At 62.4% G+C, this 26,377-nt stretch carries 25 protein-coding genes; 22 read left to right on the top strand and 3 right to left on the bottom strand.

Features of this window, described 5'->3' with window-relative positions; all coding sequences use genetic code 11:
* Positions 1 to 71: 71 nt before the first annotated feature.
* The 20 genes from plsX (at position 72) to nagZ (ending at position 19,344) form a co-directional block, all read left to right on the top strand.
* Positions 72 to 1,214 carry a phosphate acyltransferase PlsX gene (plsX, locus tag FNZ07_RS27535; protein ID WP_091011574.1) on the top strand — a complete coding sequence of 381 codons (1,143 nt, stop codon included), beginning with the start codon at positions 72 to 74 and terminating at the stop codon, positions 1,212 to 1,214.
* Entirely contained in the window at positions 1,214 to 2,203 is a 990-nt protein-coding gene (locus tag FNZ07_RS27530; RefSeq protein ID WP_091011575.1) for a beta-ketoacyl-ACP synthase III, read from the top strand. The genes plsX and FNZ07_RS27530 overlap by 1 nt, the downstream gene beginning before the upstream one ends.
* Before the next feature lie 121 nt (positions 2,204 to 2,324).
* Positions 2,325 to 3,257 (top strand): ACP S-malonyltransferase, encoded by a 933-nt coding sequence (fabD, locus tag FNZ07_RS27525; protein WP_091011576.1) that lies wholly within the window; start codon positions 2,325 to 2,327, stop codon positions 3,255 to 3,257.
* A 63-nt stretch (positions 3,258 to 3,320) separates the two neighbouring features.
* Positions 3,321 to 4,070 (top strand): 3-oxoacyl-ACP reductase FabG, encoded by a 750-nt coding sequence (gene fabG, locus FNZ07_RS27520; RefSeq protein ID WP_091011577.1) that lies wholly within the window; start codon positions 3,321 to 3,323, stop codon positions 4,068 to 4,070.
* 150 nt (positions 4,071 to 4,220) lie between these two features.
* Positions 4,221 to 4,460, top strand: a complete 240-nt coding sequence (gene acpP, locus FNZ07_RS27510) for an acyl carrier protein (RefSeq protein WP_012735022.1) — start codon at positions 4,221 to 4,223, stop codon at positions 4,458 to 4,460.
* Between the two features lie 318 nt (positions 4,461 to 4,778).
* Entirely contained in the window at positions 4,779 to 6,017 is a 1,239-nt protein-coding gene (fabF, locus tag FNZ07_RS27505) for a beta-ketoacyl-ACP synthase II (RefSeq protein WP_091011578.1), read from the top strand.
* Between the two features lie 15 nt (positions 6,018 to 6,032).
* A complete protein-coding gene (locus FNZ07_RS27500; protein ID WP_245811463.1) occupies positions 6,033 to 6,530 on the top strand; it encodes a protein YgfX in 498 nt (165 codons plus the stop codon).
* A gap of 98 nt (positions 6,531 to 6,628) precedes the next feature.
* Complete coding sequence (gene rpoE, locus FNZ07_RS27495; RefSeq protein WP_091011580.1) at positions 6,629 to 7,228, top strand: RNA polymerase sigma factor RpoE; 600 nt, start codon at positions 6,629 to 6,631, stop codon at positions 7,226 to 7,228.
* An 83-nt stretch (positions 7,229 to 7,311) separates the two neighbouring features.
* Positions 7,312 to 7,938 carry a sigma-E factor negative regulatory protein gene (locus FNZ07_RS27490; protein WP_091011581.1) on the top strand — a complete coding sequence of 209 codons (627 nt, stop codon included), beginning with the start codon at positions 7,312 to 7,314 and terminating at the stop codon, positions 7,936 to 7,938.
* A 4-nt stretch (positions 7,939 to 7,942) separates the two neighbouring features.
* Positions 7,943 to 8,986, top strand: a complete 1,044-nt coding sequence (locus FNZ07_RS27485; RefSeq protein WP_091011582.1) for a MucB/RseB C-terminal domain-containing protein — start codon at positions 7,943 to 7,945, stop codon at positions 8,984 to 8,986.
* Between the two features lie 20 nt (positions 8,987 to 9,006).
* Positions 9,007 to 10,590, top strand: coding sequence for a DegQ family serine endoprotease (locus FNZ07_RS27480; RefSeq protein WP_091011583.1), 1,584 nt, complete (start codon positions 9,007 to 9,009; stop codon positions 10,588 to 10,590).
* Positions 10,587 to 10,859 (top strand): glutaredoxin family protein, encoded by a 273-nt coding sequence (locus tag FNZ07_RS27475; RefSeq protein ID WP_091011584.1) that lies wholly within the window; start codon positions 10,587 to 10,589, stop codon positions 10,857 to 10,859. Before FNZ07_RS27480 ends, FNZ07_RS27475 begins: the two co-directional genes overlap by 4 nt.
* Before the next feature lie 109 nt (positions 10,860 to 10,968).
* Positions 10,969 to 12,762 carry a translation elongation factor 4 gene (lepA, locus tag FNZ07_RS27470; RefSeq protein ID WP_091011585.1) on the top strand — a complete coding sequence of 598 codons (1,794 nt, stop codon included), beginning with the start codon at positions 10,969 to 10,971 and terminating at the stop codon, positions 12,760 to 12,762.
* A gap of 38 nt (positions 12,763 to 12,800) precedes the next feature.
* Positions 12,801 to 13,694, top strand: coding sequence for a signal peptidase I (lepB, locus tag FNZ07_RS27465; protein WP_091011586.1), 894 nt, complete (start codon positions 12,801 to 12,803; stop codon positions 13,692 to 13,694).
* Positions 13,695 to 13,869: 175 nt separating this feature from the next.
* Positions 13,870 to 15,141 (top strand): ribonuclease III, encoded by a 1,272-nt coding sequence (gene rnc, locus FNZ07_RS27460; protein ID WP_091011587.1) that lies wholly within the window; start codon positions 13,870 to 13,872, stop codon positions 15,139 to 15,141.
* Between the two features lie 68 nt (positions 15,142 to 15,209).
* On the top strand, positions 15,210 to 16,109 hold the full coding sequence (gene era, locus FNZ07_RS27455) for a GTPase Era (RefSeq protein WP_091011588.1): 900 nt from the start codon (positions 15,210 to 15,212) through the stop codon (positions 16,107 to 16,109).
* On the top strand, positions 16,096 to 17,019 hold the full coding sequence (recO, locus tag FNZ07_RS27450) for a DNA repair protein RecO (protein WP_091011589.1): 924 nt from the start codon (positions 16,096 to 16,098) through the stop codon (positions 17,017 to 17,019). Before era ends, recO begins: the two co-directional genes overlap by 14 nt.
* Positions 17,016 to 17,780, top strand: coding sequence for a pyridoxine 5'-phosphate synthase (gene pdxJ, locus FNZ07_RS27445; protein ID WP_091011590.1), 765 nt, complete (start codon positions 17,016 to 17,018; stop codon positions 17,778 to 17,780). Before recO ends, pdxJ begins: the two co-directional genes overlap by 4 nt.
* A gap of 22 nt (positions 17,781 to 17,802) precedes the next feature.
* A complete protein-coding gene (acpS, locus tag FNZ07_RS27440) occupies positions 17,803 to 18,243 on the top strand; it encodes a holo-ACP synthase (protein WP_091011591.1) in 441 nt (146 codons plus the stop codon).
* Between the two features lie 72 nt (positions 18,244 to 18,315).
* Positions 18,316 to 19,344, top strand: a complete 1,029-nt coding sequence (nagZ, locus tag FNZ07_RS27435) for a beta-N-acetylhexosaminidase (protein WP_091011657.1) — start codon at positions 18,316 to 18,318, stop codon at positions 19,342 to 19,344.
* Positions 19,345 to 19,410: 66 nt separating this feature from the next.
* Here nagZ and FNZ07_RS27430 read toward each other — a convergent pair whose 3' ends face one another.
* The 3 genes from FNZ07_RS27430 to earP form a co-directional block, all read right to left on the bottom strand.
* Positions 19,411 to 20,805, bottom strand: a complete 1,395-nt coding sequence (locus tag FNZ07_RS27430; RefSeq protein ID WP_091011592.1) for a sigma-54-dependent transcriptional regulator — start codon at positions 20,803 to 20,805, stop codon at positions 19,411 to 19,413.
* Positions 20,806 to 21,145: 340 nt separating this feature from the next.
* Complete coding sequence (gene efp / locus FNZ07_RS27425) at positions 21,146 to 21,703, bottom strand: elongation factor P (protein WP_091011593.1); 558 nt, start codon at positions 21,701 to 21,703, stop codon at positions 21,146 to 21,148.
* A 305-nt stretch (positions 21,704 to 22,008) separates the two neighbouring features.
* Complete coding sequence (gene earP / locus FNZ07_RS27420; protein ID WP_091011594.1) at positions 22,009 to 23,223, bottom strand: elongation factor P maturation arginine rhamnosyltransferase EarP; 1,215 nt, start codon at positions 23,221 to 23,223, stop codon at positions 22,009 to 22,011.
* A 125-nt stretch (positions 23,224 to 23,348) separates the two neighbouring features.
* On the opposite strand from earP, the gene uvrC reads away from it, so the two are divergent.
* Positions 23,349 to 25,577, top strand: a complete 2,229-nt coding sequence (gene uvrC, locus FNZ07_RS27415; RefSeq protein ID WP_091011595.1) for an excinuclease ABC subunit UvrC — start codon at positions 23,349 to 23,351, stop codon at positions 25,575 to 25,577.
* A gap of 136 nt (positions 25,578 to 25,713) precedes the next feature.
* Positions 25,714 to 26,307 carry a CDP-diacylglycerol--glycerol-3-phosphate 3-phosphatidyltransferase gene (gene pgsA / locus FNZ07_RS27410; protein ID WP_091011596.1) on the top strand — a complete coding sequence of 198 codons (594 nt, stop codon included), beginning with the start codon at positions 25,714 to 25,716 and terminating at the stop codon, positions 26,305 to 26,307.
* Positions 26,308 to 26,377: the final 70 nt, after the last annotated feature.

Raw genomic sequence — 26,377 nt, 5'->3', positions numbered from 1 at the left:
GTGTCGGTCGCGGTTAGCGCTTTAGCGGTTACCGCGATCCCATTCAGAGCGTCTGAAATTCGTCGCATTCCATGACCGTAAAGCTCACGATAGATTGCATGGGAGGCGACCACGGTCCATCCGTGACCGTGCCCGCTGCTGTCAAATTCGTCCGTTCGCATCCCGATGCGCAGCTTCTGCTCGTCGGCATCGAAACTGCGATTCGCGCCCAGCTGAAAAAAGCGAAGGCGCTGGACGAGCCTGCGTTGACCGTCGTGCCCGCCTCCGAAGTCGTCGCAATGGACGACCCGGTGGAAGTCGCGCTGCGCAAGAAAAAAGATTCCTCGATGCGGGTTGCGTTGAACCGGATCAAGGAAGGCGAGGCGCAGGCCTGCATTTCCGCCGGCAACACCGGCGCACTGATGGCGGTATCCCGCTACGTACTCAAAACGCTGCCAGGCATCGAACGCCCGGCCATCGCGTTCGCACTGCCCAATCGCACCGGCTACACGATGATGCTCGACCTCGGCGCCAACGTCGATTGCGAGCCGCAGCATCTGCTGCAGTTCGCCGAGATGGGGCACGCACTGGTGTCGGCGCTCGAAGGTAAGGAGCGTCCCACCATTGGCCTCCTGAACATCGGCGAAGAAGTCATCAAGGGTAACGAGACGATCAAGCGCGCGGGCGAGTTGCTGCGCGCGAGCACGCTGAATTTCCGCGGCAACGTCGAAGGCGACGATATCTATAAAGGCACGACGGATGTGATCGTCTGCGATGGGTTCGTCGGTAACGTTGCGCTGAAGACCTCGGAAGGGCTCGCGCAGATGCTCTCCGACATCATCAAGGAAGAATTCGGCCGCTCGCTGCTCACCAAGCTGATGGCGGTGCTCGCACTGCCTGTGTTGCTGCGCTTCAAGAAGCGCGTGGACCATCGCCAGTACAACGGCGCGGCGCTGCTCGGCCTGCGCGGACTCGTCATCAAAAGCCACGGTTCGGCCGATGCCTACGCGTTTGAGTGGGCGATCAAACGCGGGTATGATGCCGTCAAAAATGGCGTGCTCGAACGCCTGGCGCGAGCGATGGAAGAAAACGCAGGTTCTCTCGAACAGGCAGCGCGCGACGCAAGCGACACAAGCGGCGGTGCAGCGGCGGGTCAAGCAAGCCCCGCCAACCCCGCAAGTCCGATTGCCGGCCAGACGGCCGAGCCCTACGCTGCGCTATCCTCGAAGGCATAATGGCTCAATCTGTTACCTATTCCCGCGTGCTCGGCACCGGCAGTTATCTGCCGCCTGGCCGCGTCACCAATCAGGAACTCGCCGAGCGTCTCGCGAAGCAAGGCGTTGAGACGAGCGACGAATGGATCGTGGCCCGCACGGGCATCCACGCACGTCATTTCGCCGAACCGGACGTCACGACCAGCGACCTCGCGCTGATCGCTGCCCAGCGGGCAATAGAGTCGGCCGACATCGATCCGCAATCCATCGATCTCATCATCGTCGCCACGTCCACGCCGGATTTCGTTTTTCCGAGCACGGCGTGTCTGTTGCAGAACAAGCTCGGTATCAGGAACAACGGCGCCGCATTCGACGTGCAGGCCGTCTGCTCGGGCTTTGCGTATGCGGTCGCGACAGCCGACAGTTTCATCCGCAGCGGCCAGCATCGTACGGCGCTCGTGATCGGTGCGGAGACCTTCTCGCGTATTCTCGATTTCAACGACCGCACGACCTGCGTGCTGTTCGGCGACGGTGCCGGTGCCGTGATCCTGTCGGCATCGGACGAACCCGGTGTGCTGTCGAGCGCACTGCATGCGGACGGCAGCCACGCGAATATCCTGTGCACGCCGGGCAATGTGAACGGCGGCCTGATCGCGGGCAGTGCTTTTCTTCATATGGACGGGCCGGCGGTGTTCAAGCTCGCCGTCAACGTGCTGGAAAAAGTTGCGATCGAAGCGCTGAACAAGGCGAATCTCGCGCCGGAACAGATCGACTGGCTGATTCCGCATCAGGCCAATATCCGTATCATGCAGAGCACCTGCCGCAAGCTCGGCTTGCCGCAGGAACGGATGGTCGTCACCGTGGGCGAACACGGCAACACGTCGGCGGCCTCGATTCCGCTCGCATTCGACGTCGCAGTCCGCGATGGTCGCATCAAGCGCGGCCAGCACGTGCTGATCGAAGGCGTCGGCGGCGGCTTCACCTGGGGTGCATCCGTCATCCGCTTCTGAGATCCGTTTCTGAGCGCCGCATGGCGGTACGCGGCATCGCGCGCACCACGTGCGTCTGCGTCTGGAAGACGCGACGCGGTGCACGCTACCCTCATCTGACTACATCGAATTTGGGGACGATATGAAATTTGCGTTCGTTTTTCCGGGGCAGGGCTCGCAATCGGTTGGCATGCTCAACGCATTTGCCGATCACGCTGTCGTGCGCGAGACGGTCCAGGAAGCGTCCGACGCGCTCGGTCAGGATCTCGGCAAGCTGATCGCCGAAGGTCCCGCCGACGATCTGAATCTCACCACCAACACGCAACCGGTGATGCTGACAGCCGCTTACGCGATGTACCGCGCGTGGCGGGCTGCGGGCGGTCCTGCACCGGCGATCGTCGCGGGTCATAGCCTCGGTGAATACACGGCGCTGGTCGCTGCGGGCGCGCTGGCGTTTCACGACGCGGTGCCGCTCGTGCGTTTTCGCGCGCAGGCGATGCAGACCGCGGTGCCGGTCGGCGAGGGCGGTATGGCGGCGATTCTCGGTCTCGACGACGATGCGGTGCGCGCAGTGTGCAAGGAAGCGTCGGCGGCGGGCATCGTCGAAGCGGTGAATTTCAATGCGCCCGCGCAGGTGGTGATCGCGGGTCAGAAGGCAGCCGTCGAAAAGGCCTGCGAAATCGCCAAGGCGAACGGCGCAAAACGCGCGTTGCCGCTGGCGGTGTCGGCACCGTTTCACTCGTCGTTGCTCAAGCCCGCATCGGACCAGTTGCGCGCCTACCTCGCGAATGTCGAGATCCAGGTGCCGGCCATTCCGCTCGTCAACAACGTCGACGTGGCGATCGTCAACGAACCGGCCGCGATCAAGGATGCGCTGGTGCGCCAGGCTGCCGCTGCGGTGCGCTGGGTCGAAAGCGTGCAGGCCATTGCGCGCGACGGCGTGACACACGTAGTCGAATGCGGACCTGGCAAGGTGCTGACAGGTCTCACGAAGCGCATCGACGGTAATCTCGTCGGCCTCTCGATCACCGACCCGGCTTCGCTCGACGAAGCCCTCAAGCTCGTGACGGCCTGAACACCGCCCTCACTTGCGACTACGACTCAATCGGCCCGCTCACGGGCTCTCCGGACCTCAACGATGGAAAAGACTCTCGACAAGCAGATCGTGATCGTAACTGGCGCCTCGCGCGGTATCGGCCGTGCGATTGCACATGAACTGGCGCGCCAGGGTGCGACGGTGATCGGCACCGCCACGAGCGAAAGCGGCGCGGATGCGATCAGCGAAGGGTTCAAGGCGGCGGGCGTGACCGGTCGCGGCGCGGTGCTGAACGTGAACGACGCAGCAGCGGCGGAAGCGCTGATCGACAGCACGGTAAAAGAATTCGGCGCGCTCCACGTGCTCGTCAACAATGCGGGCATCACGCAGGACCAGCTCGCGATGCGCATGAAGGACGACGACTGGGACGCGGTGATCGATACCAACCTGAAGTCGGTGTTCCGTCTGTCGCGCGCGGTGCTGCGCCCGATGATGAAAGCACGCAGCGGCCGCATCATCAACATCACGTCGGTGGTCGGTTCGGCGGGCAACCCGGGGCAGGTGAACTACGCGGCAGCGAAGGCCGGCGTGGCCGGCATGACACGCGCACTGGCGCGCGAGATCGGCAGCCGCGGCATTACCGTGAATTGCGTCGCGCCTGGTTTCATCGATACCGATATGACAAAGGGCCTGCCCGAAGCGCAGCAAACGGCGCTGCTCACGCAGATTCCGCTAGGCCGTCTGGGTAGTCCGGACGACATCGCCCATGCGGTCGCGTTTCTCGCTTCGCCGCACGCCGGCTACATCACGGGTACGACGTTGCACGTAAATGGCGGGATGTACATGTCGTAACCGGATTCGGTTACTATCCGCGCCTTGATGCGTTTGTGTGAGCATCGCGCGGATGCCTTGACTGGAACCCGGCGCGCCGCTTTTTTAGAGGGGCAAACCTGATAAAATGCGCGCACCTGTATTTTTGAACTCTTTTCCCTTGGAGGGGTAATGGACAATATCGAACAGCGCGTCAAGAAGATCGTCGCAGAACAACTGGGCGTGGCAGAAGGTGAGATCAAGAACGAAGCCTCGTTCGTGAACGACCTTGGTGCAGACTCGCTCGATACGGTTGAACTCGTGATGGCTCTCGAAGACGAATTCGGCATGGAAATTCCGGATGAAGAAGCTGAGAAGATCACGACCGTTCAGCAAGCGATCGACTACGCTCGCGCGAACGTCAAGGCCTGAAGCCATTCGCGCCTGCTTGTCCGCGTTCGCGACCGGCCGCCGGCCGGGCCGTGTCATCGTGGTGGGACAGATAGCGTCGGTGGCGCAGTCGGTTATGCGCCGCATGGCCCGTCGGTCCGCGCAGGTGTCGAGCCGCCTGTCGGCGCAAACTGGCGTGCGGGTTGAGGTACAACGCGCACGAGATCTGCGTTTGCGGGCTCAGCCGCCGATGCGCTCGTTAGTGCATCTCAGGTTAAACAGCCACAGGGCGCACAGGGGCAGTTTCCTGTGGCCGCTGTGGCTTTTTTGCTTTCGTCATTCTATGGAAAAGAGGTTACCGTGAGCCGTCGTCGCGTAGTTGTTACAGGCCTTGGGCTGGTGTCGCCTGTTGGCAATACTGTTGCCGACGGCTGGGCCAATCTGGTCGCCGGTAAATCCGGCATCGCCAACATCACGAAGTTCGATGCGTCGAACTACTCGACCCGCTTCGCTGGCGAGGTGAAAGGCTTCAACATCGAGGAATACATCCCCGCCAAGGAAGCGCGCCATATGGATACGTTCATCCATTACGGCATCGCGGCCGGTATCCAGGCGATGAAGGACAGTGGCCTCGAAGTGACCGAAGAGAATGCGGAACGCATCGGCGTCGTGGTGGGCTCGGGCATCGGCGGTCTGCCGATGATCGAAATCACGCAGACCGAACTGCTGAACCGCGGTCCGCGGCGAATTTCGCCGTTCTTCGTGCCGGCCTCGATCATCAACATGATCTCCGGCCATCTGTCGATCAAGTTCGGCATCAAAGGCCCGAACCTCGCCATCGTCACCGCCTGCACGACCGGTCTGCACTGCATCGGCGAAGCGTCGCGGCTGATCGAATACGGCGACGCTGACGTGATGGTTGCGGGCGGCGCCGAAGCGACGGTATCGCCGCTCGGCATCGGCGGTTTTGCCGCGGCGCGCGCGCTGTCGCAGCGTAACGACGACCCGGCTACTGCCAGCCGTCCGTGGGACAAGGATCGCGACGGCTTCGTGCTGGGCGAGGGCGCCGGCGTGATGGTGCTCGAAGAGTACGAACACGCGAAGGCACGCGGCGCGAAGATCTATGCCGAAGTGGGCGGTTATGGCATGAGCGGCGACGCGTATCACATGACTGCTCCGCTCGAAAACGGCGACGGCGCACGCCGCTGCATGCTGGCTGCGCTGAAGAACGCGGGCGTGAGCACGGATCAGGTGCAGTACCTGAACGCGCACGGCACCTCGACGCAACTCGGCGATCTGGCGGAAACGACCGGGATCAAGCGTGCCTTTGGCGATCACGCAAAGAACATCGTCGTGAATTCGACCAAGTCGATGACCGGGCACCTGCTCGGCGGCGCGGGCGGGCTCGAATCGGTGTTCACCGTGCTGGCCGTGCATCATCAGGTCTCGCCGCCCACCATCAATATCTTCAATCAGGACCCGGCATGCGATCTCGACTACTGCGCGAACACGGCGCGGGAGATGAAGATCGACGTCGCGCTGAAGAACTCGTTTGGGTTCGGCGGGACGAACGGTACGCTGGTCTTCAAGCGCGCGTGATCGGCGCATGACTGCTTGACGCCCCAGCCCGCACCGGCTTATCCAGCACCTGCTCACGGGTTGCCCGGAACGAAATCCGTCGACGGACGGTCTCAGCCAGTCGCGCTGAGGCCGTCCGTAGCGTTGCGCGCGGCTGTCAGCGGTTTCATCGTGATTGCCGCGGTCGCGGTTTTTACGACCTTCGAGCCGCGTGTCGGCGGTTGGCACGCTATCGTGTTCGCGCTCGTGGTACTGGCTGCGCTGGCAATTGCCGGTGTGCGGCAGGATCGCGGTGCGCCCGGCATGCTGAAAATCGGGCCGGATAGCCTCATCGTCTGGAATCGCCGGGGAACACTGCTCTGTCAGGGCCGTGTCGCGGGTTGTTCACAATGGACCGGCCGGCTTCTGATGCTTGTGCTCGTCGGCGACGACGGGCGCTCCCACCCGTTGCTGCTTGCGGCCGACGCCTTGCCGGGCGGCGTGTTTCGCGAACTGGCCGTACTTGGTCGGCGCGGCGCGGGCGCCCGACTGTAACGGACGTAACCGCTGTTCCCCCGGCTGCGTGACGTATTGATGGGGACGCTACAATGGTGCCCCGCCATGCAGCCCATACCGTTAAACGGATTTATCAGGTGAGCGAAAAAGAAATTGATCAGGTGCTGGTCGAGCGCGTCCAGAAGGGCGACAAGGCCGCATTCGAGCTTCTGGTCACCAAATACCACCGCAAGATCATCCGGCTGATTTCGCGCCTCGTGCGGGATCCCGCCGAGGTCGAGGACGTGGCTCAGGACGCCTTCATCAAGGCGTACCGGGCGTTGCCGCAGTTTCGCGGCGAATCGGCGTTCTATACGTGGTTGTACCGGATTGCGGTCAACACGGCAAAGAACTACCTTGCCACCCAGGGCCGGCGGGCACCGACATCGACCGAAGCGGATGCTGAAGAAGCTGAAACTTTCTCGGATGCCGACCAACTAAGGGATATCAACACGCCTGAGTCGATGTTGATGAGCAAGCAGATCGCTGAGACGGTCAACGCTGCGATGGCGGTTTTGCCGGAAGAGTTGCGCACCGCCATTACTCTTCGTGAAATTGAGGGTTTGAGCTACGAAGAAATCGCCGACATGATGGGTTGCCCGATCGGGACCGTCAGATCGCGAATTTTTCGCGCTCGCGAAGCCATTGCGGCAAAATTGCGTCCGTTGCTGGACACACCCGAAGGCAAACGCTGGTAAATGAACCGGCAACGTTACGGGGCAGGGCGCAATATCTGGGTTAGGTGGTGTCACTACGGGGTGTCAGCAAGATGGGGAGCGTCATGGGGTCGGTCTCGATGCAATCGCAAGCAAGCTCGCGCGGCGAGCGTCTATCCGCAGTTGTCGACGGCGAGTTGTTCGGCGACGAGCATCTGAACAGGTTTTTTTCCGAATTGAATCATGAGGATCGCGCTACGTGGTCGCGCTATCACCTGATCGGCGACGCCATGCGTTCCGACGATCTGGCGATCAGCCCGGCGGCGAGCAGTGCGTTTCTCAGCGGTTTTGCCGCGCGTCTCGAGAGCGAGCCGCACGTGCTCGCGCCCGCTGCGATGCCGGTCGCGCGCCGTCTGCTGGCGCTGCGTCGGCGTGTCATGCCGGCGTTTGCGGTCGCCGCCGCGGCTGCCACGCTGACGTGGATCGTCGTGCCGCAACTGCAGGGCGTGTCCGGCGGTCCGGGGGCAACTCAGGTCGCTGCGCTGTCGTCGCGTGGCGATTCGTCGGTGCAACGTGTCGCGATGGCCTCGATGCCCGCCGCTACCGTGCAGCCGGTCGCACAGGACGCGAACATCATTCGCGACGCCCGTCTCGATCAATATCTGGAAGCTCACCAGCAATTCGCGCAACAACCGGTCATGTCCGACACCATGCCGCTGATTCGCGCTGCCGTGACCACGCAAGGCCAATAGTCTGATGCAGACGCTGCGGTTGAATAAAACGACTATCTTGGGGCGGCTGCCGGTACTTCTGTTCTGTGCAGCCGTGTTGTTATCCGCAACGCCGCGCGTCTTTGCGCAATCCGACGATCCGCTCGTCGTGCGTCGCACGGCGGCGGAACTGCTCAACCGGATCCACGAGGCTGCCCAGCAACAGAACTACGAAGGCGCGTTCGTCTATCAGCGCGGCGCGTACGTGCAGTCGTCGCGGATTGCCCATTACGCAACGCGTGGCGACGGCGAATTCGAACAGCTCGAAAGTCTCGACGGCAAGCCGCGCAAGATGCTGCGGCATAACGACGATCTGTATACGTTCATCCCCGAGCGCCATCTTTGCGTCGTCGAAAAGCGGCAGAACAAGGATTCCTTCCCGGCGCTGCTGTCCGCGAGCAGCGATCAGGTCCTGACCGTGTACGAGCCGAAGCTGCTCGGCAGCGATCGCGTGGCCGGGATCGACAGTCAGGTGATCGAACTGGACCCGAAGGACGCGCTGCGCTTCGCCTACAAGCTGTGGGCCGATACGAAGACGGGTCTGCTGCTACGGGCGCAAACGCTCGATGCGAGCGGCCAGGTGCTCGAACAGCTGTCGTTCACACAGATCCGCATCGGTGTGCCGGTCGACAAGGCCGGTATCGTCAACGGCATTCGCAACACAGCGGGTTGGACGGTGGTACGGCCGCCGCTCGAGCCGGTCGACATGGAAGCGCAAGGCTGGAAGTTCGAGCCGACGGTGCCCGGTTTCCGCAAGATTCGCGAGCTGCGCCGCCCGATGGCCGCGCGCGATGCAGGTGATCCCCCCATTCCGGTGGATCAGGCTGTATTCTCCGATGGCCTGGCGGCGATTTCGATTTTTATCGAGCCAGTCGAGAAGAACACGCGTAAAGAAGGCGCAGGCAGCAACGGTGCGACCCATGTGCTAGTGAAGCGTCATGGCGATTTCTGGGTCACCGTGCTTGGGGAAGTGCCTCAGGCCACGTTGCAGCAATTTGCGTCTGCCATAGAATACAAAGCTCCCAAGTAAATCCTTCGGCTCGCTACGATATGACGACTTTCCCGGTGCGCAAATTCCTCGCGGCCGCAGCGGTAGCTGTTTGCCTGCCGTTCGTGCCGCATACGGCGTCTGCAGCAGCGCCCGCGGCCAGTCTTCCCGACTTTACCGATCTCGTCGACAAGGTCGGTCCCGCCGTTGTCAACATCCGCACGACGACCAAAGTCTCAAGCTCGAGCACGATGCGCGGCCTTCCGCCGGGGCTCGACGATGGCGACATGTCCGAGTTCTTCCGCCGTTTCTTTGGCATTCCCCTGCCGCAGGGACCGCAAGGTACGCCGCGCGGCGGCGGTAATAACGGCGGCAATGGTGGCAACGGCGGTGGTAACGGCGGCGGCAGCGGCCGAGGTAGTAACGGCGGCGATAGCGGCGGCAGTGGCGGCAGCCAGGACACGCCCGACAGCGGCAGCGACAGCGAACAAAGCAGCGGCGTCGGTTCGGGCTTCATCCTGTCGCAGGATGGCTACGTGATGACGAACGCCCACGTGGTCGACGATGCCGACACGATTTACGTGACGCTCACCGACAAGCGCGAGTTCAAGGCAAAGCTGATCGGTGTCGACGATCGCACCGATGTCGCCGTCGTCAAGATCAGCGCCGCGAATCTCCCGACGGTGACGATCGGCGATTCGAACAAGGTGCGCGTCGGCGAGTGGGTGGTTGCGATCGGTTCGCCGTTCGGGCTCGAGAACACGGTGACGGCCGGCATTGTGAGCGCGAAAGGGCGCGACACCGGCGACTACCTGCCGTTCATCCAGACCGACGTGGCGGTCAATCCAGGCAACTCGGGCGGTCCGCTGATCAACATGCAGGGCGAAGTGATCGGCATCAACTCGCAGATTTACAGCCGGACCGGCGGCTTCATGGGGATTTCGTTTGCGATTCCGATCGACGAAGCCATGCGGGTCGCCGATCAGCTGAAGACGACCGGCAAGGTCACGCGTGGCCGCATCGCGGTTGCGATCGGCGAGGTGACCAAAGACGTCGCCGATTCGCTCGGCCTGCCGAAAGCTCAAGGCGCACTGGTCAGCAGCGTCGAGCCGGGCGGACCGGCCGACAAGGCCGGCGTGCAGCCAGGCGATATCATCCTGAAGTTCAACGGCCATTCGGTCGATACCGCCACCGATCTGCCGCGCATGGTCGGCGATACGAAGCCGGGCTCGAAGGCGACGATCACCGTGTGGCGTAAGGGCCAGACGCGCGATCTGCCGATCACGATCGCCGAAATGCAGACCGACAAGGTCGCCAAGACCGATCAGAAGAAGCCGACGCCGGCGAAGCCCCGTGCATCGAATGCGCTCGGCATCGCCGTGAGCGACCTGTCTGCCGATCAACTGAAAACGCTGAAGCTCAACAACGGTGTGCAGGTCGACGCCGTCGATGGTCCCGCGGTGCGAGTCGGACTGCAACGCGGCGATATCATCCTGCGGGTCGGCGATACGGATATCACCGGTGCCAAGCAGTTCGACGACGTAACGTCGCATCTCGATCCGCAGAAGATGGTCGCGTTGCTGGTCAGGCGAGGCGACAACACGCAGTTCGTGCCTATCCGCCCGCGCGCGGCTGGACAGAAATGATGACGGCGGCACCGCTCACGCTCTATGGGCGCGGGTGGTGCCACCTCTGCGATGACATGCTGGCCGCACTCGAACCCTTGCTCGCGGAGTTCGGCGCGCAGGTCGAGGTGATCGATATCGACGCCGATCCGGCGCTCGAAACGCGTTTTAACGAATGGGTGCCGGTGCTGGTTTGCGATGGCGTCGAGCTATGTCATTACCATCTCGACGAAGCGCGCGTGCGTGCGGCGCTGGCTGCGAGAGGCGCCAGCCCGGTCCGGCCAGCCTAAATCCTGCCGGGCGACCCCCTTTTCGGCTAAAATAGATAAGTTTTTCACCTACTTACAAGGCGTGCTCCGCAACCGTCCGGGCGCGCCTTTTTTGCTTGATCGGTACTGAATGGATCATATTCGTAATTTCTCGATCATTGCGCACATCGACCATGGCAAGTCGACGCTCGCCGATCGCATCATCCAGCTGTGCGGCGGTCTGTCCGACCGCGAAATGGAATCCCAGGTGCTCGATTCGATGGATCTCGAACGCGAACGGGGCATCACCATCAAGGCGCAGACCGCTGCGTTGTCGTATCGCGCACGCAATGGCGAGACCTACAACCTCAATCTGATCGACACGCCTGGGCACGTCGACTTCTCGTACGAAGTGAGCCGTTCGTTGTCCGCCTGCGAAGGCGCGCTGCTGGTCGTCGATGCGAGCCAGGGCGTCGAAGCGCAAACCGTGGCGAACTGCTACACGGCGATCGAACTCGGTGTCGAAGTCGTGCCGGTTCTGAACAAGATCGATTTGCCGGCAGCAGATCCCGAAAACGCGATTTCCGAAATTGAAGACGTGATCGGCATCGACGCTACAGATGCCACGCATTGCAGCGCGAAAACCGGATTAGGCGTCGAGGATGTGCTCGAGGCGCTGATCATCAAGGTACCTCCTCCGAAGGGCGATCCGAACGCGCCGCTGCAGGCGTTGATCATCGATTCCTGGTTCGACAACTACGTCGGCGTCGTGATGCTGGTGCGCATCGTCAACGGTACGGTGCGTCCGAAGGACCGTATCAAGATGATGGCGGCCGGCGCGCAGTATCCGGTCGAGCACACCGGCGTGTTCACGCCGAAGTCGAAGAATCTCGATGCGCTGTCCGCGGGTCAGGTGGGTTTCATCATTGCGGGCATCAAGGAACTGGCGGTCACGAAGGTCGGCGACACCATTACGCATGTCGCAAAACCCGCAGCAGAGCCACTGCCCGGCTTCAAGGAAGTCAAGCCACAGGTGTTCGCCGGGCTGTATCCGGTCGAGGCGAATCAGTACGACGCACTGCGCGAATCGCTGGAAAAACTGAAGCTCAACGACGCCTCGCTGCAATACGAGCCTGAAGTGTCGCAGGCACTCGGTTTCGGTTTCCGCTGCGGTTTCCTTGGCTTGCTGCACATGGAGATCGTGCAGGAACGGCTCGAGCGCGAGTTCGACATGGACCTGATCACGACTGCGCCGACGGTCGTCTACGAGGTCTTGCTGCAGGACGGTTCGACGATCAGCGTCGAGAACCCCGCGAAAATGCCCGATCCGTCGAGAATCGAAGAGATTCGCGAGCCGATCGTCACCGTGAACCTGTATATGCCGCAGGAATATGTCGGCTCGGTGATCACGCTGTGCACGCAAAAGCGCGGCAGCCAGATCAACATGCAGTATCACGGCCGTCAGGTCCAGCTCACGTACGAGATCCCGATGGCGGAAATCGTGCTCGACTTCTTCGACCGGTTGAAGTCGGTGTCGCGCGGCTATGCGTCGATGGATTACGAGTTCAAGGAAAATCGCGCGTCGGATGTCGTGAAGGTCGACATGCTGATTAACGGCGATAAGGTCGATGCGCTGTCGGTGATCGTGCACCGCTCGCAGTCGCAGTATCGCGGCCGCGAAGTTGCGGCGAAGATGCGCGAAATCATCCCGCGTCAAATGTACGACGTCGCAATCCAGGCCGCGATCGGCGCGCACATCATTTCGCGCGAGAACATCAAGGCGCTGCGCAAGAACGTGCTGGCGAAGTGCTACGGTGGCGACATCTCGCGTAAGAAGAAGCTGCTCGAAAAGCAGAAAGAAGGCAAGAAGCGGATGAAGCAGGTCGGCTCCGTTGAAATCCCGCAGGAAGCTTTCCTTGCTATCCTGCGCGTCGAAGACAAGTAACCGCCCGACAAAAACAAATCCGATAACTGGAACCCCGTATGAATTTTGCGCTGATTCTTTTTGTGCTCGTCGTCTTGACGGGAATTGCATGGGTCGCAGACAAACTGATTTTCGTGCCGCAACGGCGGCGCGCGGCGGACGCGGCAGTCGCCGAGTTCGACCGCCAGCAGACGCGCGTAGGCGAGCGCTTCGCCGACGAGAACGCGCCGCAAACGCGCGCCCGCCTGCGTGACGAGAAGCTTCGGCAGCCGTGGTGGCTCGAGTATTCGGCGAGCTTTTTCCCGGTCATTCTGGTGGTGTTCGTCGTGCGCTCGTTTGTAGTCGAACCTTTCAAGATCCCGTCGGGATCGATGGTGCCGACCTTGCTGGTGGGCGATTTCATCCTCGTCAACAAGTTCGACTACGGTATCCGCCTGCCGATCGTCAACACGAAGATCACGCAGGGCAACCCGTTGCAACGCGGCGACGTGGTCGTGTTCCGCTATCCGAAAGACGAATCGGTCGACTACATCAAACGCGTGATCGGCCTGCCCGGCGACGTCGTCGCGTACCAGGACAAGCAACTGACGATCAACGGCAAGCCCGTGCCCGAAACCGCGCTGCCCGATTACTTCGACGAAGAGCGCATCGGTTATGCGAAGCAGTTCGAAGAAGACATCGATGGCCGCAAGAACGCGATTCTGAACAATCCTGCAGTGCCGCCATTCATCGTCGGTGCCGAAGATTATCCGTATCGCGACAACTGTCAGTACAACTCGCGCGGCGTGATCTGCAAGGTGCCGCCCGGTAACTACTTCATGATGGGCGACAACCGCGATAACAGTGCGGACAGTCGCTACTGGGGCTTCGCTCCCGATCAGAACATCGTGGGTCGCGCGTTCTTCATCTGGATGAATTTCAGCAACCTGAAACGCATCGGCTTCTTCCACTGATCGCGCGACAACTGCGCGCGCATTCTGCCTCGCTTGAGCTCACGTAAACACGTCGCATGACCTGCGGCGTGTTCTCACGCTACTTTAAGAACGTGCGGTAACGTCGCTACGCGACGGTTTTTCGTCGGTCGTCCCGCGTTCCCGCCGGGCGAGGCGCCCGCGTTATACTCTGCACATGCCCTCATCTCAGTTGGAAAGCCGTTTGCGCTACGAATTTCGCAATGCGGAATTGTTGCGCCAGGCTTTGACACACCGCAGTCACAGTGCCACGCATAACGAACGGCTCGAATTTCTCGGCGATTCCGTTCTGAATTGCGCGGTAGCCGCACTTTTGTTCCAGCGTTTCAGCAAACTGGACGAAGGCGATCTGTCACGTGTCCGCGCCAACCTGGTCAAACAGCAGTCGCTGTACGAAATAGCTCAGGCCCTCAATATTTCCGACGAATTGCGGCTCGGCGAGGGCGAATTGCGTAGCGGCGGCTTCCGCCGTCCGTCTATCCTTGCTGACACGCTCGAGGCGATTCTTGGGGCGATCTTCCTCGATGGCGGTTTTGAGGCCGCACAGACGGTGATCAAGCGCCTGTATGTGCCGATCCTCGATCACATCGATCCCCGCACGCTGGGCAAGGATTCCAAGACACTGCTGCAGGAGTATCTGCAGGGTCACAAGCTGCCGTTGCCCACGTATACCGTGGTTGCGACGCATGGTGCGGCGCACAATCAGCAGTTCGAGGTCGAGTGTACGGTGCCCAAGCTGGATGTGAAGGTGTCGGGATCGGGCGCGAGCCGCCGGGCTGCCGAGCAGGCTGCGGCCAAAAAAGCGCTCGACGAGGTGATGGCTGCCGCGCCGGCCGTGGTGGCGAAGCCGCGGCGCTCGAAGGGGGCGCGAACGGCGAAACATGCCGAGCCGGAGATCGTTCCAGGCGTGACTGGCGTGCAAACGGCACTCGATCTGCGTGCACCCGATCGCAAGAGCGAGCGGGCGGCGCGCAGCGAGCCGAAGCCGGTGGCGGTCGAAACTACCGCTGAGCGGCCCGTTCCCGCACAGGCAGCGCCGGCCCCGGCTCCAGCACCGCTGGCCGTGATCCGCGCTGCGCACGTCGAATATAGCCAGGCACCGTCGGCGGATAAGGACAAAACCGAGCGCCCGGACCGCGAAAAGGCCGAGCGTGCGGACAAGACAGACAACGCCGCCAAAACAGACAACGCGGTCGCCGTCCGCGCGCTCGAAAAGTCGCCGGAAAAAGCCACCGAAAAAGCCACTGATAAAACTACCGAGAAGGCCGACGCAGCACTCCGCGGCGTCGACAAGCCGGTAGCGCATCGCAATGGCCGCGACCCGGCCCAGGACGCACCGGCGGAGTCCGCCGCCGCTGAAACCGCAGCCGCACTCGAACCCGGTCCCGCCGACGTGCCGCTGCCGCGCGTCGCCGATGCCGGCCATTGATCGACCGATGCCCGATGACGCGGCGTGCGTCGCACGCCGCCTCCCACTGAACTTGCGGTAACCCGAATATGAACGCTCCCACTCCCTCTGGTTTTCGTTGCGGCATGGTCGCGATCGTTGGCCGTCCGAATGTCGGCAAGTCGACGCTGATGAACGCGCTCGTCGGCCAGAAAGTCAGCATTACGTCGCGCAAGGCGCAGACGACGCGTCACCGCATCACCGGCATCCACACGCTCGACGACGCGCAGTACATCTTCGTCGATACACCCGGCTTTCAGACGCAACATAGCGGTGCGCTGAACCGGTCTCTGAATCGCGCGGTGACTTCGACGCTCACGTCGGTCGACGCGGTGCTGTTCGTGATCGAAGCGGGCCGCTTCGGGCCCGACGACCAGAAAGTACTCGATCTGATTCCCGCTTCGGCGCCGACGCTGCTGGTCGCGAACAAGCTCGACCGCGTGACGGACAAGGCCACGCTGTTCCCGTTCATGCAGCAGGTGAGCGCGTTGCGCGAGTTCAAGGAGATCGTGCCGCTGTCGGCGAAGAACCTCGACGACATCAAGCGTCTGATGACGACCGTCCGGCCGTATCTGCCGGAAGGCGATCCGATCTACGGCGAAGACGAACTGACCGATCGCAGCGAACGCTTCCTGGCTGCGGAAATCCTGCGCGAAAAGGTGTTCCGCTGGACCGGCGACGAACTGCCGTACACGAGCACGGTAGTGATCGAGAAGTTCGAAACCGAAGGCCGGCTGCGTCGCATCTTCGCGACGATCATGGTCGAGCGCGACGGTCACAAGGCGATGATCATCGGCCAGAAGGGCGCGAAGCTCAAACAGATCAGCACCGACGCCCGCGTCGATATGGAAAAGCTGTTCGACGGCCCGGTGTACCTCGAAACCTTCATCAAGGTGAAGAGCGGCTGGGCCGACAACGAAGCAGGGCTTCGTGCGTATGGGTACGAATGACGCATGGATGACACTGCCATCCGACGCGGACCCGGACACTACTGAACCGGCCGCGCCGGAACCCGCACGCGCGCCGCGCAAGACGAAAAAGGCCGCAGGGGCGCGTAGTACGGCAAATTCAACCGCTGCTACCGACACCACCGGTAGCGACACACGCAAGACTCCCGTTCGTCGTTCCTCACGCGCAGCCGCGTCCGAATATCGGATCGCCGAGCAACCCGCGTTCGTGCTGCACAGCTATCCCTATCGCGAGACGAGCCTCGTCATCGATGTGCTGTCGCGCGATCACGGTCGTCTCGCGCTCGTCGCAAAAGGCGCGAAGCGGCCGCATTCGGCTCTGCGCGGCGTGCTGCAGACATTCCAGCCGCTGGCGCTGTCGTGGTCCGGCAAGGGCGAAGTCCGCACGCTAACCGGTGCCGAATGGGTCGGCGGCATGTTGCCGCTGGCCGGCGATGCGCTGCTGTGCGGCTTCTACGTCAACGAACTGCTGGTCAAGTTCTGTGCGCGTGAGGACCCGCATCCGCAGCTGTTCCAGCACTATGTCGTGACGATGACGCGTCTTGCGCACGACGAACCGCCGGTCCAGGTGCTGCGTTCGTTCGAGCGTGTGCTGCTGCGCGAAACCGGCTACGCACTCGCACTCGATCGCACCGTTGCACGGCGCGCCGTCGAAGCCGACGGCCGCTACGTGTTCGACCCGGAGCGCGGCGTGCGCGAAGCCACCGACGATCTCCCCACACAATGGCCGGTGATCGCGGGCCAGACCTTGCTCGACATGGAACGCGACGATTACCAACGCCCGCAGACCGTCGCGCAAAGCAAAACGCTGATGCGCTTTCTGTTGAATATCTACCTTGGCGGCACGCCGCTTGCGACGCGCCAGATCCTGATCGACCTGCAGAACTTATGAGCTTCTTTCTTACTTCGCCGACCGCCATCGACCTCGGTGTGAACATCGATCACGTGGCTACGCTGCGCAATGCGCGCGGCACCTCGTACCCCGATCCAATCCGTGCAGCACTGATGGCCGAAGAGGCCGGCGCCGATGCGATCACGCTGCATCTGCGCGAGGACCGCCGGCATATCGTCGACGCGGATGTCCATGCACTGCGTCCGTTGTTGAAGACGCGCATGAATCTCGAATGCGCGATTACCCAGGAGATGCTCGACATCGCCTGCGGTGTGAAGCCGCACGACGTGTGCCTAGTCCCCGAAAAGCGCGCGGAACTGACGACCGAAGGCGGTCTCGATGTCGCCGGTCAGTTCGAGTCGGTGCGCGCGGCCTGCAAGCAACTGGCCGAAGTGGGCTCGCGTGTGTCGCTGTTCATCGATCCCGACGAAGCGCAAATCCGCGCGTCGCACGAAGCCGGCGCACCGGTCGTCGAACTTCATACCGGCCGATACGCCGAAGCGCACGACGCAGGCGAACAGCAGCGCGAGTACGAACGGGTAGTGCGCGGCGTCGAGCTCGGTGTATCGCTGGGCTTGAAGGTCAATGCCGGGCATGGGCTGCATTACACCAACGTGCAAGCGATTGCGGCGATCGAAGGCATCGTCGAATTGAACATCGGCCACGCGATCGTCGCGCATGCGATCTTCGCGGGCTGGGACAACGCTGTGCGCGAGATGAAGGCGATCATGGTCGCCGCGCGTCTCGCCGCGCGCGCGTAGCGTTCACGCGGACGCCCGGCATATGGCGATCTATGGCATCGGTACCGACATCGTTCAGGTGAGCCGCGTAGCGGCGGTCATGACGCGCACGCACGGACGGTTCGCCGAGAAGGTGCTCGGACCCGACGAGCTGCGCATCTATCACGCGCGCACGGCGCGTTCCGCGGTACGCGGCCTCGCGTTCCTCGCCACGCGTTTTTCGGCGAAGGAAGCGTTCTCGAAAGCGATCGGACTCGGCATGCGCTGGCCGATGACGTGGCGCGCACTGCAGACGCTCAACGAACCGAGCGGCAAACCCATCGTCGTGGCCTCTGGTGAACTCGCCGAATGGCTGGCCACACGCGGCATTACGGCGCGCGTGACGATCAGCGACGAGCACGACTACGCGGTGTCGTTCGTGATCGCCGAGACCGCGGTGGAAAACGCTGCGCCGGCTGCATCCAGCGGTCCCCTTGTCGATTGAACGCATGATTTCACACAGCGTGGCGAAGCTCGCCGCGCTTTTCTCTTTCTGGCTTTCCTGTTGCCCTATCTGATGAAAACCACACCTGGACCGGTGATGCTCGACGTGGTCGGCAAGACGCTGACCGACGACGACAAACGCCGCCTCGCGCACCCGATGACCGGCGGCGTGATCCTGTTCGCCCGTCACTACGAGAACCGCGCGCAACTCGGTGCGCTCACGCATGCGATTCGCGAAGTGCGCGAAGACCTGCTGATCGCCGTCGACCACGAAGGCGGTCGCGTGCAGCGTTTTCGTACCGACGGATTTACCGTGCTGCCCGCGATGGGTGTGCTCGGCAAGTTATGGGACGAGGACGTGCTGCACGCGACGAAAGTCGCGACTGCTGTCGGCTATGTGCTCGCGGCGGAGCTGCGCGCGTGCGACATCGACATGAGCTTCACGCCGGTGCTCGATCTGAACTACGGACAGTCGCAGGTGATCGGCGATCGCGCGTTCCATCGCGATCCGCGTGTCGTCGCGATGCTGGCGAAGAGCCTGAATCACGGGCTCGCGCTGGCCGGCATGGCGAATTGCGGCAAGCACTTTCCGGGGCATGGCTTTGCGCACGCCGATTCGCACGTCGCGATGCCGGTCGACGACCGGCCGCTCGAAGCGATCCTGCGCGACGACGTCGCGCCGTACGACTGGCTCGGTCTGGCGCTTACGGCGGTGCTTCCGGCGCATGTGATCTACTCGAAGGTCGACTCGAAGCCGGCTGGTTTTTCGCGCGTGTGGTTGCAGGAGATCCTGCGCGGCAAGCTGCGTTTTCCTGGCGCGATTTTTAGCGACGATCTGTCGATGGAGGCGGCTCGCCAGGGCGGCTCGCTGACCGAAGCCGCGACCGCCGCGCTCGAAGCCGGTTGTGACATGGTGCTGATCTGCAATCAGCCCGCAGAAGCGGAGAAGGTGCTCGACGCGCTGCGCTTCACGCCGTCGAAAGCGTCGCAGCGGCGTCTGAAGCGCATGCGTCCGCGCGGCAAGGCGCTCAAATGGAGCAAGCTCGCGACGGAGCAGCAGTATCAGCAGGCGCAGGCACTGGTGCGCAGCGTGATGGCGTAGTGCAGTGACGCTGGATGCTAGCTCTGGCGACGTGCAATGCGCACGCCGCCAGACCATCAACCACGGTCAATTCAACCGCATCCGCTGCAGCTTGTTGTAGAGCGTCTTCGGACTGATACCGAGCAGCGAAGCAGCGCGATGCCGCGTACCGCCGACAGCATCGAGCGTCGCGCGAATCAGCATTTCTTCGACGTCGGCGAGCGGTGTGCCGACCGTCACCTGCACACGGCTACCGTTCAGATCGCGTGTGCCCGCCGCACCGGACTCGTCGGCACGCAACGAATCGAGCACGTCACCCGATGCCTGGTACGCACGTCGTACGCGTTCCTGCAATTCGCGCACGTTGCCTGGCCAGTCGTACGAAAGGCATTCGCGGATAAAGTTCGGACTCACCAGACGCGTCGAATCCGCCACACCGTGCGCGTTCGCGGCACGGTTCAGCTCGTCGACGAGTGCTTCGGCGAACAGGGCCGGGTCGTCGCTGCGTTCGCGCAGCGGCGGCAGCGTCAGCGAAGCGGCTTCGAGGCGCAGGCCAAGGTCTTCGTGCAGCGAGCCGTCCGCAATCGCCGTGCGCGGCGGCTTGCGCGTCGATGCGATCAACCGGAAGTCGGTCACCACCTGGTTGGTCCCGCCGACACGCATGAAGGTCTGCGAATCGAGTGCGCGTAGCAGGGCCTCCTGCAATTCGCGCGGCAACTCGGCGATCTCGTTGATGTAGAGTGTGCCGCCGCTTGCCTGTTCGAACAGACCGGGTTCGCGCTGTTCGGCACCGTTGAATGCGCCGCGCTCGTGGCCGAGCAGCAGACTTTCGACCGAACGGTTGCCGCCTTCGCCGATTACCGGAGCAATGTCGGCCCGGCAATCGAATACGACGAACGGACCTTTACGGCGCCGGCTCATCTCGTGCAGCGTGCGTGCTGCGACGCTCTTGCCGGTGCCCGCTTCGCCGGAAATCAGCACGGCGGCTTCGGTTGGGGCGAGCTGTTCGATCGCGTCGTACACATGCTGGATCGCGCCGCTGCGCCCGATCATCGGCCCGAAGCGGCCCAGCTGGCGCAATGTCGTGCGCAGCGTCTGGACTTCTTCGGTCAGCTCGTAAGGGCGGGGGATGCGCGCGAGCAGACTGCGCAGACGCGGAATATTGACCGGCTTCAGCAGATAGTCCCAGATGCCGTGGCGCAGGCCTTCGATCGCACTTTCGACGGTCGCGTTGCCGGTCATCACGATGACGGGCAAGGCGCCGCCGGGCGGCTGCGCGGGCAGATGTTGCAACAGGTCGAGGCCGCTGCCGTCGGGCAGATTCAGATCGACCAGTACGACGTCGGGAATGAAGCGCGTCAGTGCGGCGCGCGCTTCGGCAAGCGTCGTGGCGGTGTCGACGGAGAAGCTGTCGGCGGCGAGGATCGCGGACAGGCCGGACAGGCTATTGGGATCGTCTTCGACAATCAGGGCATGTGGCATGGCGAGCGCAAAATTTAAGTGAATCGACAACCGATAATTTTTTCATCCGGACGGCACGTGCTGCGTGCTGCTGGCCGGCGTACCCTTTGAATCAAAGTCGTATGGATCGACCTGCTAATAAGCAGAGAGCATGCCATTGAAAATTATTCAACTAAATCAATTGCTTGAGATTCGCGCTGGTAACAGGACTGGGTTGAGAAAGGCAAATTAGAAAATTTGACCGGTAAAGATTGCTTCAACCATACACGGTCGCGCAAAAAAGAAAAAGCGCCCACGTGGGCGCTTTTTCTTTTTTACCGCTGAGTTGAACCGCCCGGAGCGGTCCCGCTCAGGCCGCCGGTCAGGCGCGGCTGCGGTACTCGTTCGTGCGGGTGTCGATTTCGATCTTGTCGCCGATATTGCAGAACAGCGGCACTTGCAGCTCGTAGCCGGTGTTCAGCTTCGCTGTTTTCAGCACCTTGCCCGACGACGTGTCGCCCTTCACCGCGGGTTCCGTGTAGATGATTTCACGGACCAGCGTGGTCGGCAGTTCGACGGAGATCGCTTTTTCGTTGTAGAAAACGACTTCGCAGGCCATGCCGTCCTGCAGGTAGTTGAGCGCGTCGCCCATCATTTCGGCTTCGACTTCGAACTGGTTGTAGTCGGCATCCATGAACACGTACATCGGGTCGGCGAAGTACGAGTAGGTGACTTCCTTGCGGTCCAGCAGAACGACGTCGAACTTGTCGTCGGCCTTGTAGACCGTTTCCATGCCTGCGCCCGTCAGCAGATTCTTGAACTTCATCTTGACGACGGCGGAGTTACGGCCCGATTTGTTGTACTCGGCTTTTTGCACCACCATGGCGTCGCTGCCGATCATCACGACGTTGCCCGTGCGGAGTTCCTGTGCGATCTTCATAAAACTGTCCTGTACGAAATAAATTGCCCGAATTCAACTGTGCGAGACGGCATACGGTTGGCTTGCAATGCTTCCGCGATTTCTGCCGCTTTTGCCGCTTCTTGCGGTCAGGTAATCCTGTTCTCGACGTGTGACCAGCCGACGCTGAAACGGTGCCGCACACCGGGGAGCCGGTGGGGCGCGACGAATTTTCTTCGCCGGGTCCGGACTTCTGGGTGGACCTTTCGCCGTTGCTGCGCGCTGTTGCTTTTGTTTATTGCCAACGGCTGGCGCCGCTTGGGCAGCACTATCCGCTGGATAACCGCTTATTTTAACTGACTTTTTGCAAATTCGGCCAGATTTCCAGCGAGGTCGCCGATACCCGACAGTTCCTGCGCCCATTGGGCCGCACGGGTATCGAAGGCGGCGCGATGTTGCTGGAAATCGGCCCAGTCGGGTTGCCCAACACCGTTCCAGGCGTGCCAGAAGCGGCTGAGCGCCGCAGCCGCTGGGCCGGGGAGGGAGGCGGCGTAGTGGGCGAGGGCGGCATCGAGCTTCGGCAGATGGGCATCGTCGGCTTGTGGATAGATGTGCCAGACAAATGGTCGCGCGGCCCACTGCGCCCGGACGAACGAGTCCTCGCCGCGGACGAAATTGATGTCGCTGGCCCAGAGCAGCCGGTCGTAGCCCGGTTGGTCGGTAAACGCGAGCGCATGCGCGCGCAGATTGCCGCGCGACGCGTGGTGGCCCGCAGCAAACGACGTTGCGCCGAAGAAGCGCGCCACCGCGCCCGAGATGCGGCCTTGCGGCACCAGCAGTACGACTTGGCCGGAGCCGTCGCGCCACTGCTCGAGCAGGCTGTCGACGGCGGGGTTCTCGTAGGCGAATAACGAAACGACGGTTGCGTCGGCATCCGGCGGCGGAGTGCCGGTCGCGTGGTGCCACCAGGCGGCGCGGGTATCCGATGAGTTTTCGAACGCCGCTCGCGCGGCATCTAGCGTGTGCTCCTTCAGCACGCCGCCCGTACCGGCCCCGAGGCCCGGGAAGAAAAACGTCTTGATGAGCGGATAGCGCGGATGCGGCGATGAGCGCAGATGAAAGTCGGCGACCCAGTCTTCGCCGCTCAGATACTCGAGGTTCAGCCATACCGGCGCGCGTTCGCGGCGTGCCATCGCGGCGACGTACACCGGCGGCAGTTCGCAACCGAACGCTTCGATCACGACATCCGCGACCTCGATCGTCTCGCCCGCATGCGTGGGTTCGTGCCAGTGTTCGATCGCGATGCCGTCTACGGTTTGCCGGGCGCGCGCGGTATCGAGTGCAGGGCAAAGCTTCTGGAACGCATGCAGATCGTCGACGAATATGCGCACCTGCCAGCCATGCTCGCCGGCCAGTTGTCGCGCGAGACGCCAGCACACGCCGATGTCGCCGAAGTTGTCGATGACCGCGCAAAAGATGTCGCACGCGATATCGGTCGATGCGTGTGTCGTGTCGGTCGAGAGCACGGAAGAAACGGCAGTGGAAGACGAGGCGGAGGACATGGCGGCGAGCGCCCGGCGGCCGGGCGCGTGCGGAATGTTCTAAACTGACGATTCTAAAGCAGCTACCGCTGTCCGTTGATCTGCTTGCACCGCGCGCCGTCGCGCGGTGCCGATTTCGACCCCGCATGACTCAAACTGACGTTTCCCCCGCTTCTGGCACACCCGCCGCAGCCGAGCCCTTCGATGCGAAGAAGGTGCTCGTCCAGTTGCCGCATCTGCCAGGCGTCTACCGCTATTACGACGTGCACGGCGCCGTGCTGTATGTGGGCAAGGCGCGCGATCTCAAGAAGCGCGTGTCCAGCTACTTCACGAAGACGCTGCTGTCGCCGCGCATCGCGATGATGGTGACGCGCATCGCGCGCATCGAAACGACGGTCACGCGCTCCGAAGCCGAAGCGCTGTTGCTCGAAAACAATCTGATCAAGGCGCTCGCGCCGCGGTACAACATCCTCTTTCGCGACGACAAGTCGTATCCGTATCTGAAGCTCACCGGGCATGCGTTTCCGCGCATGGCGTACTACCGCGGCGCCGTCGATCGCAAGAACCAGTACTTCGGGCCGTTTCCGAGCGCATGGGCCGTGCGCGAAAGTATTCAGATCCTGCAGCGCGTATTTCAACTGCGTACCTGCGAAGACTCGGTATTCAACAATCGCACGCGACCTTGCCTGCTGCATCAGATCGGCCGTTGCACGGCGCCGTGTGTCGGCGCGATCAACGAAGAGGACTACGCGCACGATGTGGCGAACGCATCGCGTTTTCTGCTCGGCCGGCAGAGCGAAGTGATGAACGAGCTCGAGCAGAAGATGCATGCGTTCGCCGCCGAACTGAAGTTCGAACAGGCGGCAGCGGTGCGCAACCAGATGAGTTCGCTGTCTACTGTGCTGCATCAGCAGGCGATCGAAGTCGGTGGTGACAGCGACGTCGATATTCTTGCGGTCGTCGCGCTGGGCGGCCGCGTCTGCGTGAATCTCGCGATGGTGCGCGGCGGCCGGCATCTCGGCGACAAGGCGTATTTCCCTGCGCATGTCGAGAGCGTGCTGACTCTCGAAGAGGGCGGCCCGGGTGCCGACGACGAGGCGCAAGTGCCGCTCGTGGACGATGCATCTATCGTTGCCGAAGCGGTATCGCAACTTGGGGATTTGCCGTCGCGTGCAGACGAAGTTTCTGCGCAACGAAGCGATGATGAAGAAGAGAGCAGCGCCGATGCCGATGCAGACCAGACCGACGAAGCAGAAGCGTCAAAACAAGCCGTAGACGGTCCGGTCGGCACCGGCCGTAGGCGCCTGCCAACCGGCATCGAGGCCGAAGTGCTCGAAGCTTTTATTGCGCAGCACTACCTGGGCAATCGTGTGCCACCGGTCATCGTGGTGAGCCACGCGCCGGCGAATCGCGAACTCGTCGATCTGCTGATCGAACAGGCCGGCCACAAGGTTACGGTGCTGCGGCAGCCGCAAGGACAGAAGCGCGCGTGGCTCGGTATGGCCGAGCAAAACGCACGGCTCGCGCTGGCACGGCTGCTGTCGGAGCAGGGTTCGCAACAGGCGCGTACGCGTGTGCTTGCCGACACACTCGGTCTCGAATGCGAAGACCTCGCGCAATTACGTATCGAATGTTTCGACATCAGCCATACGATGGGCGAGGCGACTCAGGCGTCGTGCGTCGTCTATCACCATCACAAGATGCAGTCGGGCGAGTATCGGCGCTACAACATCAACGACATCACGCCTGGCGACGACTATGCGGCGATGCGTCAGGTGCTGACGCGGCGCTACGAAAAGATGGTTGCGCAAGCGGCGGCGAGTGCTGTTTCTGATGCGACCGAAGCTGCTGGATCTACTGAGCCGCAACCCGAAGTTGCCCCCGATGCAGCCGTCGGTACTGCTGCCGAATCTGCCACCCCAAGCGCCACACTGCCGAACATCGTATTGATCGACGGTGGCAAAGGCCAGGTCGAAATCGCGCGACAGGTGTTCACCGAACTCGGTCTCGATCTCGGCATGCTGGTCGGTGTCGCGAAGGGCGAGGGGCGCAAGGTCGGGCTCGAGACGCTGGTGTTCGCCGACGGCCGGCCATCGCTTGAACTCGGTAAGGAGAGCGCGGCATTGATGCTCGTCGCACAGATTCGCGACGAGGCACACCGGTTCGCGATCACGGGCATGCGCGCAAAGCGTGCTAAAACACGCCAGACGTCGCGGCTCGAAGAGCTCGAAGGCATCGGTGCGAAGCGTCGTCAGCGGTTGCTGGCGCGGTTCGGCGGGTTGCGTGGCGTCGTGGCGGCGAGCATCGACGATCTCGCGAGCGTCGAAGGCATTTCGCTCGCGCTCGCCGAGCAGATTTACCGGCAACTCCATTGATACCGCATTCTTTCGCGTCTTCGCCAGATTCATCGAGGCGCGCCGCGCCGCGTTACCGGGTCAGGGCCACGTTGCTTGTGGCACGCCCGGCGACGCGGCACAATTGCAACTCCCTTGTCAGAAGCAGCGCCTGCCCATGCCGTTTAATTTCCCGATCTTTCTGACGTGGCTGCGGATCGTGCTGATTCCGCTTGTCGTAGGCGTGTTTTATCTGCCCGACATGATGATGAGCCCGCTACACCGTAACTGGGCTGCCGCGGCGATCTTCATTCTGGCGGCGCTGACCGACTGGTTCGATGGCTTTCTGGCCCGTAAATGGAACCAGACGTCCGCGTTCGGCGCCTTCCTCGACCCTGTTGCCGACAAACTGATGGTGACCGCGGCGCTGCTCGTGCTGGTGCAGGTCGCGCGACTCGACTCGGCAATCGCGTTGGTGATTGTCGGCCGGGAGATTGCGATTTCGGCCTTGCGCGAGTGGATGGCGCAGATCGGCGCGTCGAAAAGCGTGGCCGTCAATTCGCTCGGCAAGTTCAAGACGGCCTGCCAGATGGTTGCGATCCCGATGCTGCTGTTCTACGGTCCGGTGCCGTTCGGCGGCGGGATTGTCGTCGATACGCGCGTGTGGGGGCTGTGGCTCATCTATCTGGCTGCGGTCCTGACGATCTGGTCGATGCTGTATTACATGAAGCTCGCGTGGCCGCAGATTCGCGAGCGTGGCGGAATGGCGTGATGGCGTAAAGCGCCCGGCCCGCCTGAGTCGCGGCGTTCGAAGGGCTTGACACGTTTCAGCGGTTTATACA

The sequence above is a fragment of the Paraburkholderia megapolitana genome (assembly GCF_007556815.1).
In the GTDB taxonomy this organism is placed as follows: domain Bacteria; phylum Pseudomonadota; class Gammaproteobacteria; order Burkholderiales; family Burkholderiaceae; genus Paraburkholderia; species Paraburkholderia megapolitana.
This window is presented reverse-complemented; position numbering and strand designations above follow the sequence as displayed.

Bases quoted from the DNA above. Each gene is read 5' to 3' on its own strand.
- plsX (WP_091011574.1), top strand. From the start codon at position 72: ATGACCGTAAAGCTCACGATAGATTGCATGGGAGGCGACCACGGTCCA.
- FNZ07_RS27530 (WP_091011575.1), top strand. From the start codon at position 1,214: ATGGCTCAATCTGTTACCTATTCCCGCGTGCTCGGCACCGGCAGTTAT.
- fabD (WP_091011576.1), top strand. From the start codon at position 2,325: ATGAAATTTGCGTTCGTTTTTCCGGGGCAGGGCTCGCAATCGGTTGGC.
- fabG (WP_091011577.1), top strand. From the start codon at position 3,321: ATGGAAAAGACTCTCGACAAGCAGATCGTGATCGTAACTGGCGCCTCG.
- acpP (WP_012735022.1), top strand. From the start codon at position 4,221: ATGGACAATATCGAACAGCGCGTCAAGAAGATCGTCGCAGAACAACTG.
- FNZ07_RS27490 (WP_091011581.1), top strand. From the start codon at position 7,312: ATGGGGTCGGTCTCGATGCAATCGCAAGCAAGCTCGCGCGGCGAGCGT.
- FNZ07_RS27485 (WP_091011582.1), top strand. From the start codon at position 7,943: ATGCAGACGCTGCGGTTGAATAAAACGACTATCTTGGGGCGGCTGCCG.
- FNZ07_RS27480 (WP_091011583.1), top strand. From the start codon at position 9,007: ATGACGACTTTCCCGGTGCGCAAATTCCTCGCGGCCGCAGCGGTAGCT.
- FNZ07_RS27475 (WP_091011584.1), top strand. From the start codon at position 10,587: ATGATGACGGCGGCACCGCTCACGCTCTATGGGCGCGGGTGGTGCCAC.
- lepA (WP_091011585.1), top strand. From the start codon at position 10,969: ATGGATCATATTCGTAATTTCTCGATCATTGCGCACATCGACCATGGC.
- lepB (WP_091011586.1), top strand. From the start codon at position 12,801: ATGAATTTTGCGCTGATTCTTTTTGTGCTCGTCGTCTTGACGGGAATT.
- rnc (WP_091011587.1), top strand. From the start codon at position 13,870: ATGCCCTCATCTCAGTTGGAAAGCCGTTTGCGCTACGAATTTCGCAAT.
- era (WP_091011588.1), top strand. From the start codon at position 15,210: ATGAACGCTCCCACTCCCTCTGGTTTTCGTTGCGGCATGGTCGCGATC.
- recO (WP_091011589.1), top strand. From the start codon at position 16,096: ATGGGTACGAATGACGCATGGATGACACTGCCATCCGACGCGGACCCG.
- pdxJ (WP_091011590.1), top strand. From the start codon at position 17,016: ATGAGCTTCTTTCTTACTTCGCCGACCGCCATCGACCTCGGTGTGAAC.
- acpS (WP_091011591.1), top strand. From the start codon at position 17,803: ATGGCGATCTATGGCATCGGTACCGACATCGTTCAGGTGAGCCGCGTA.
- nagZ (WP_091011657.1), top strand. From the start codon at position 18,316: ATGAAAACCACACCTGGACCGGTGATGCTCGACGTGGTCGGCAAGACG.
- FNZ07_RS27430 (WP_091011592.1), bottom strand. From the start codon at position 20,805: ATGCCACATGCCCTGATTGTCGAAGACGATCCCAATAGCCTGTCCGGC.
- efp (WP_091011593.1), bottom strand. From the start codon at position 21,703: ATGAAGATCGCACAGGAACTCCGCACGGGCAACGTCGTGATGATCGGC.
- earP (WP_091011594.1), bottom strand. From the start codon at position 23,223: ATGTCCTCCGCCTCGTCTTCCACTGCCGTTTCTTCCGTGCTCTCGACC.
- uvrC (WP_091011595.1), top strand. From the start codon at position 23,349: ATGACTCAAACTGACGTTTCCCCCGCTTCTGGCACACCCGCCGCAGCC.
- pgsA (WP_091011596.1), top strand. From the start codon at position 25,714: ATGCCGTTTAATTTCCCGATCTTTCTGACGTGGCTGCGGATCGTGCTG.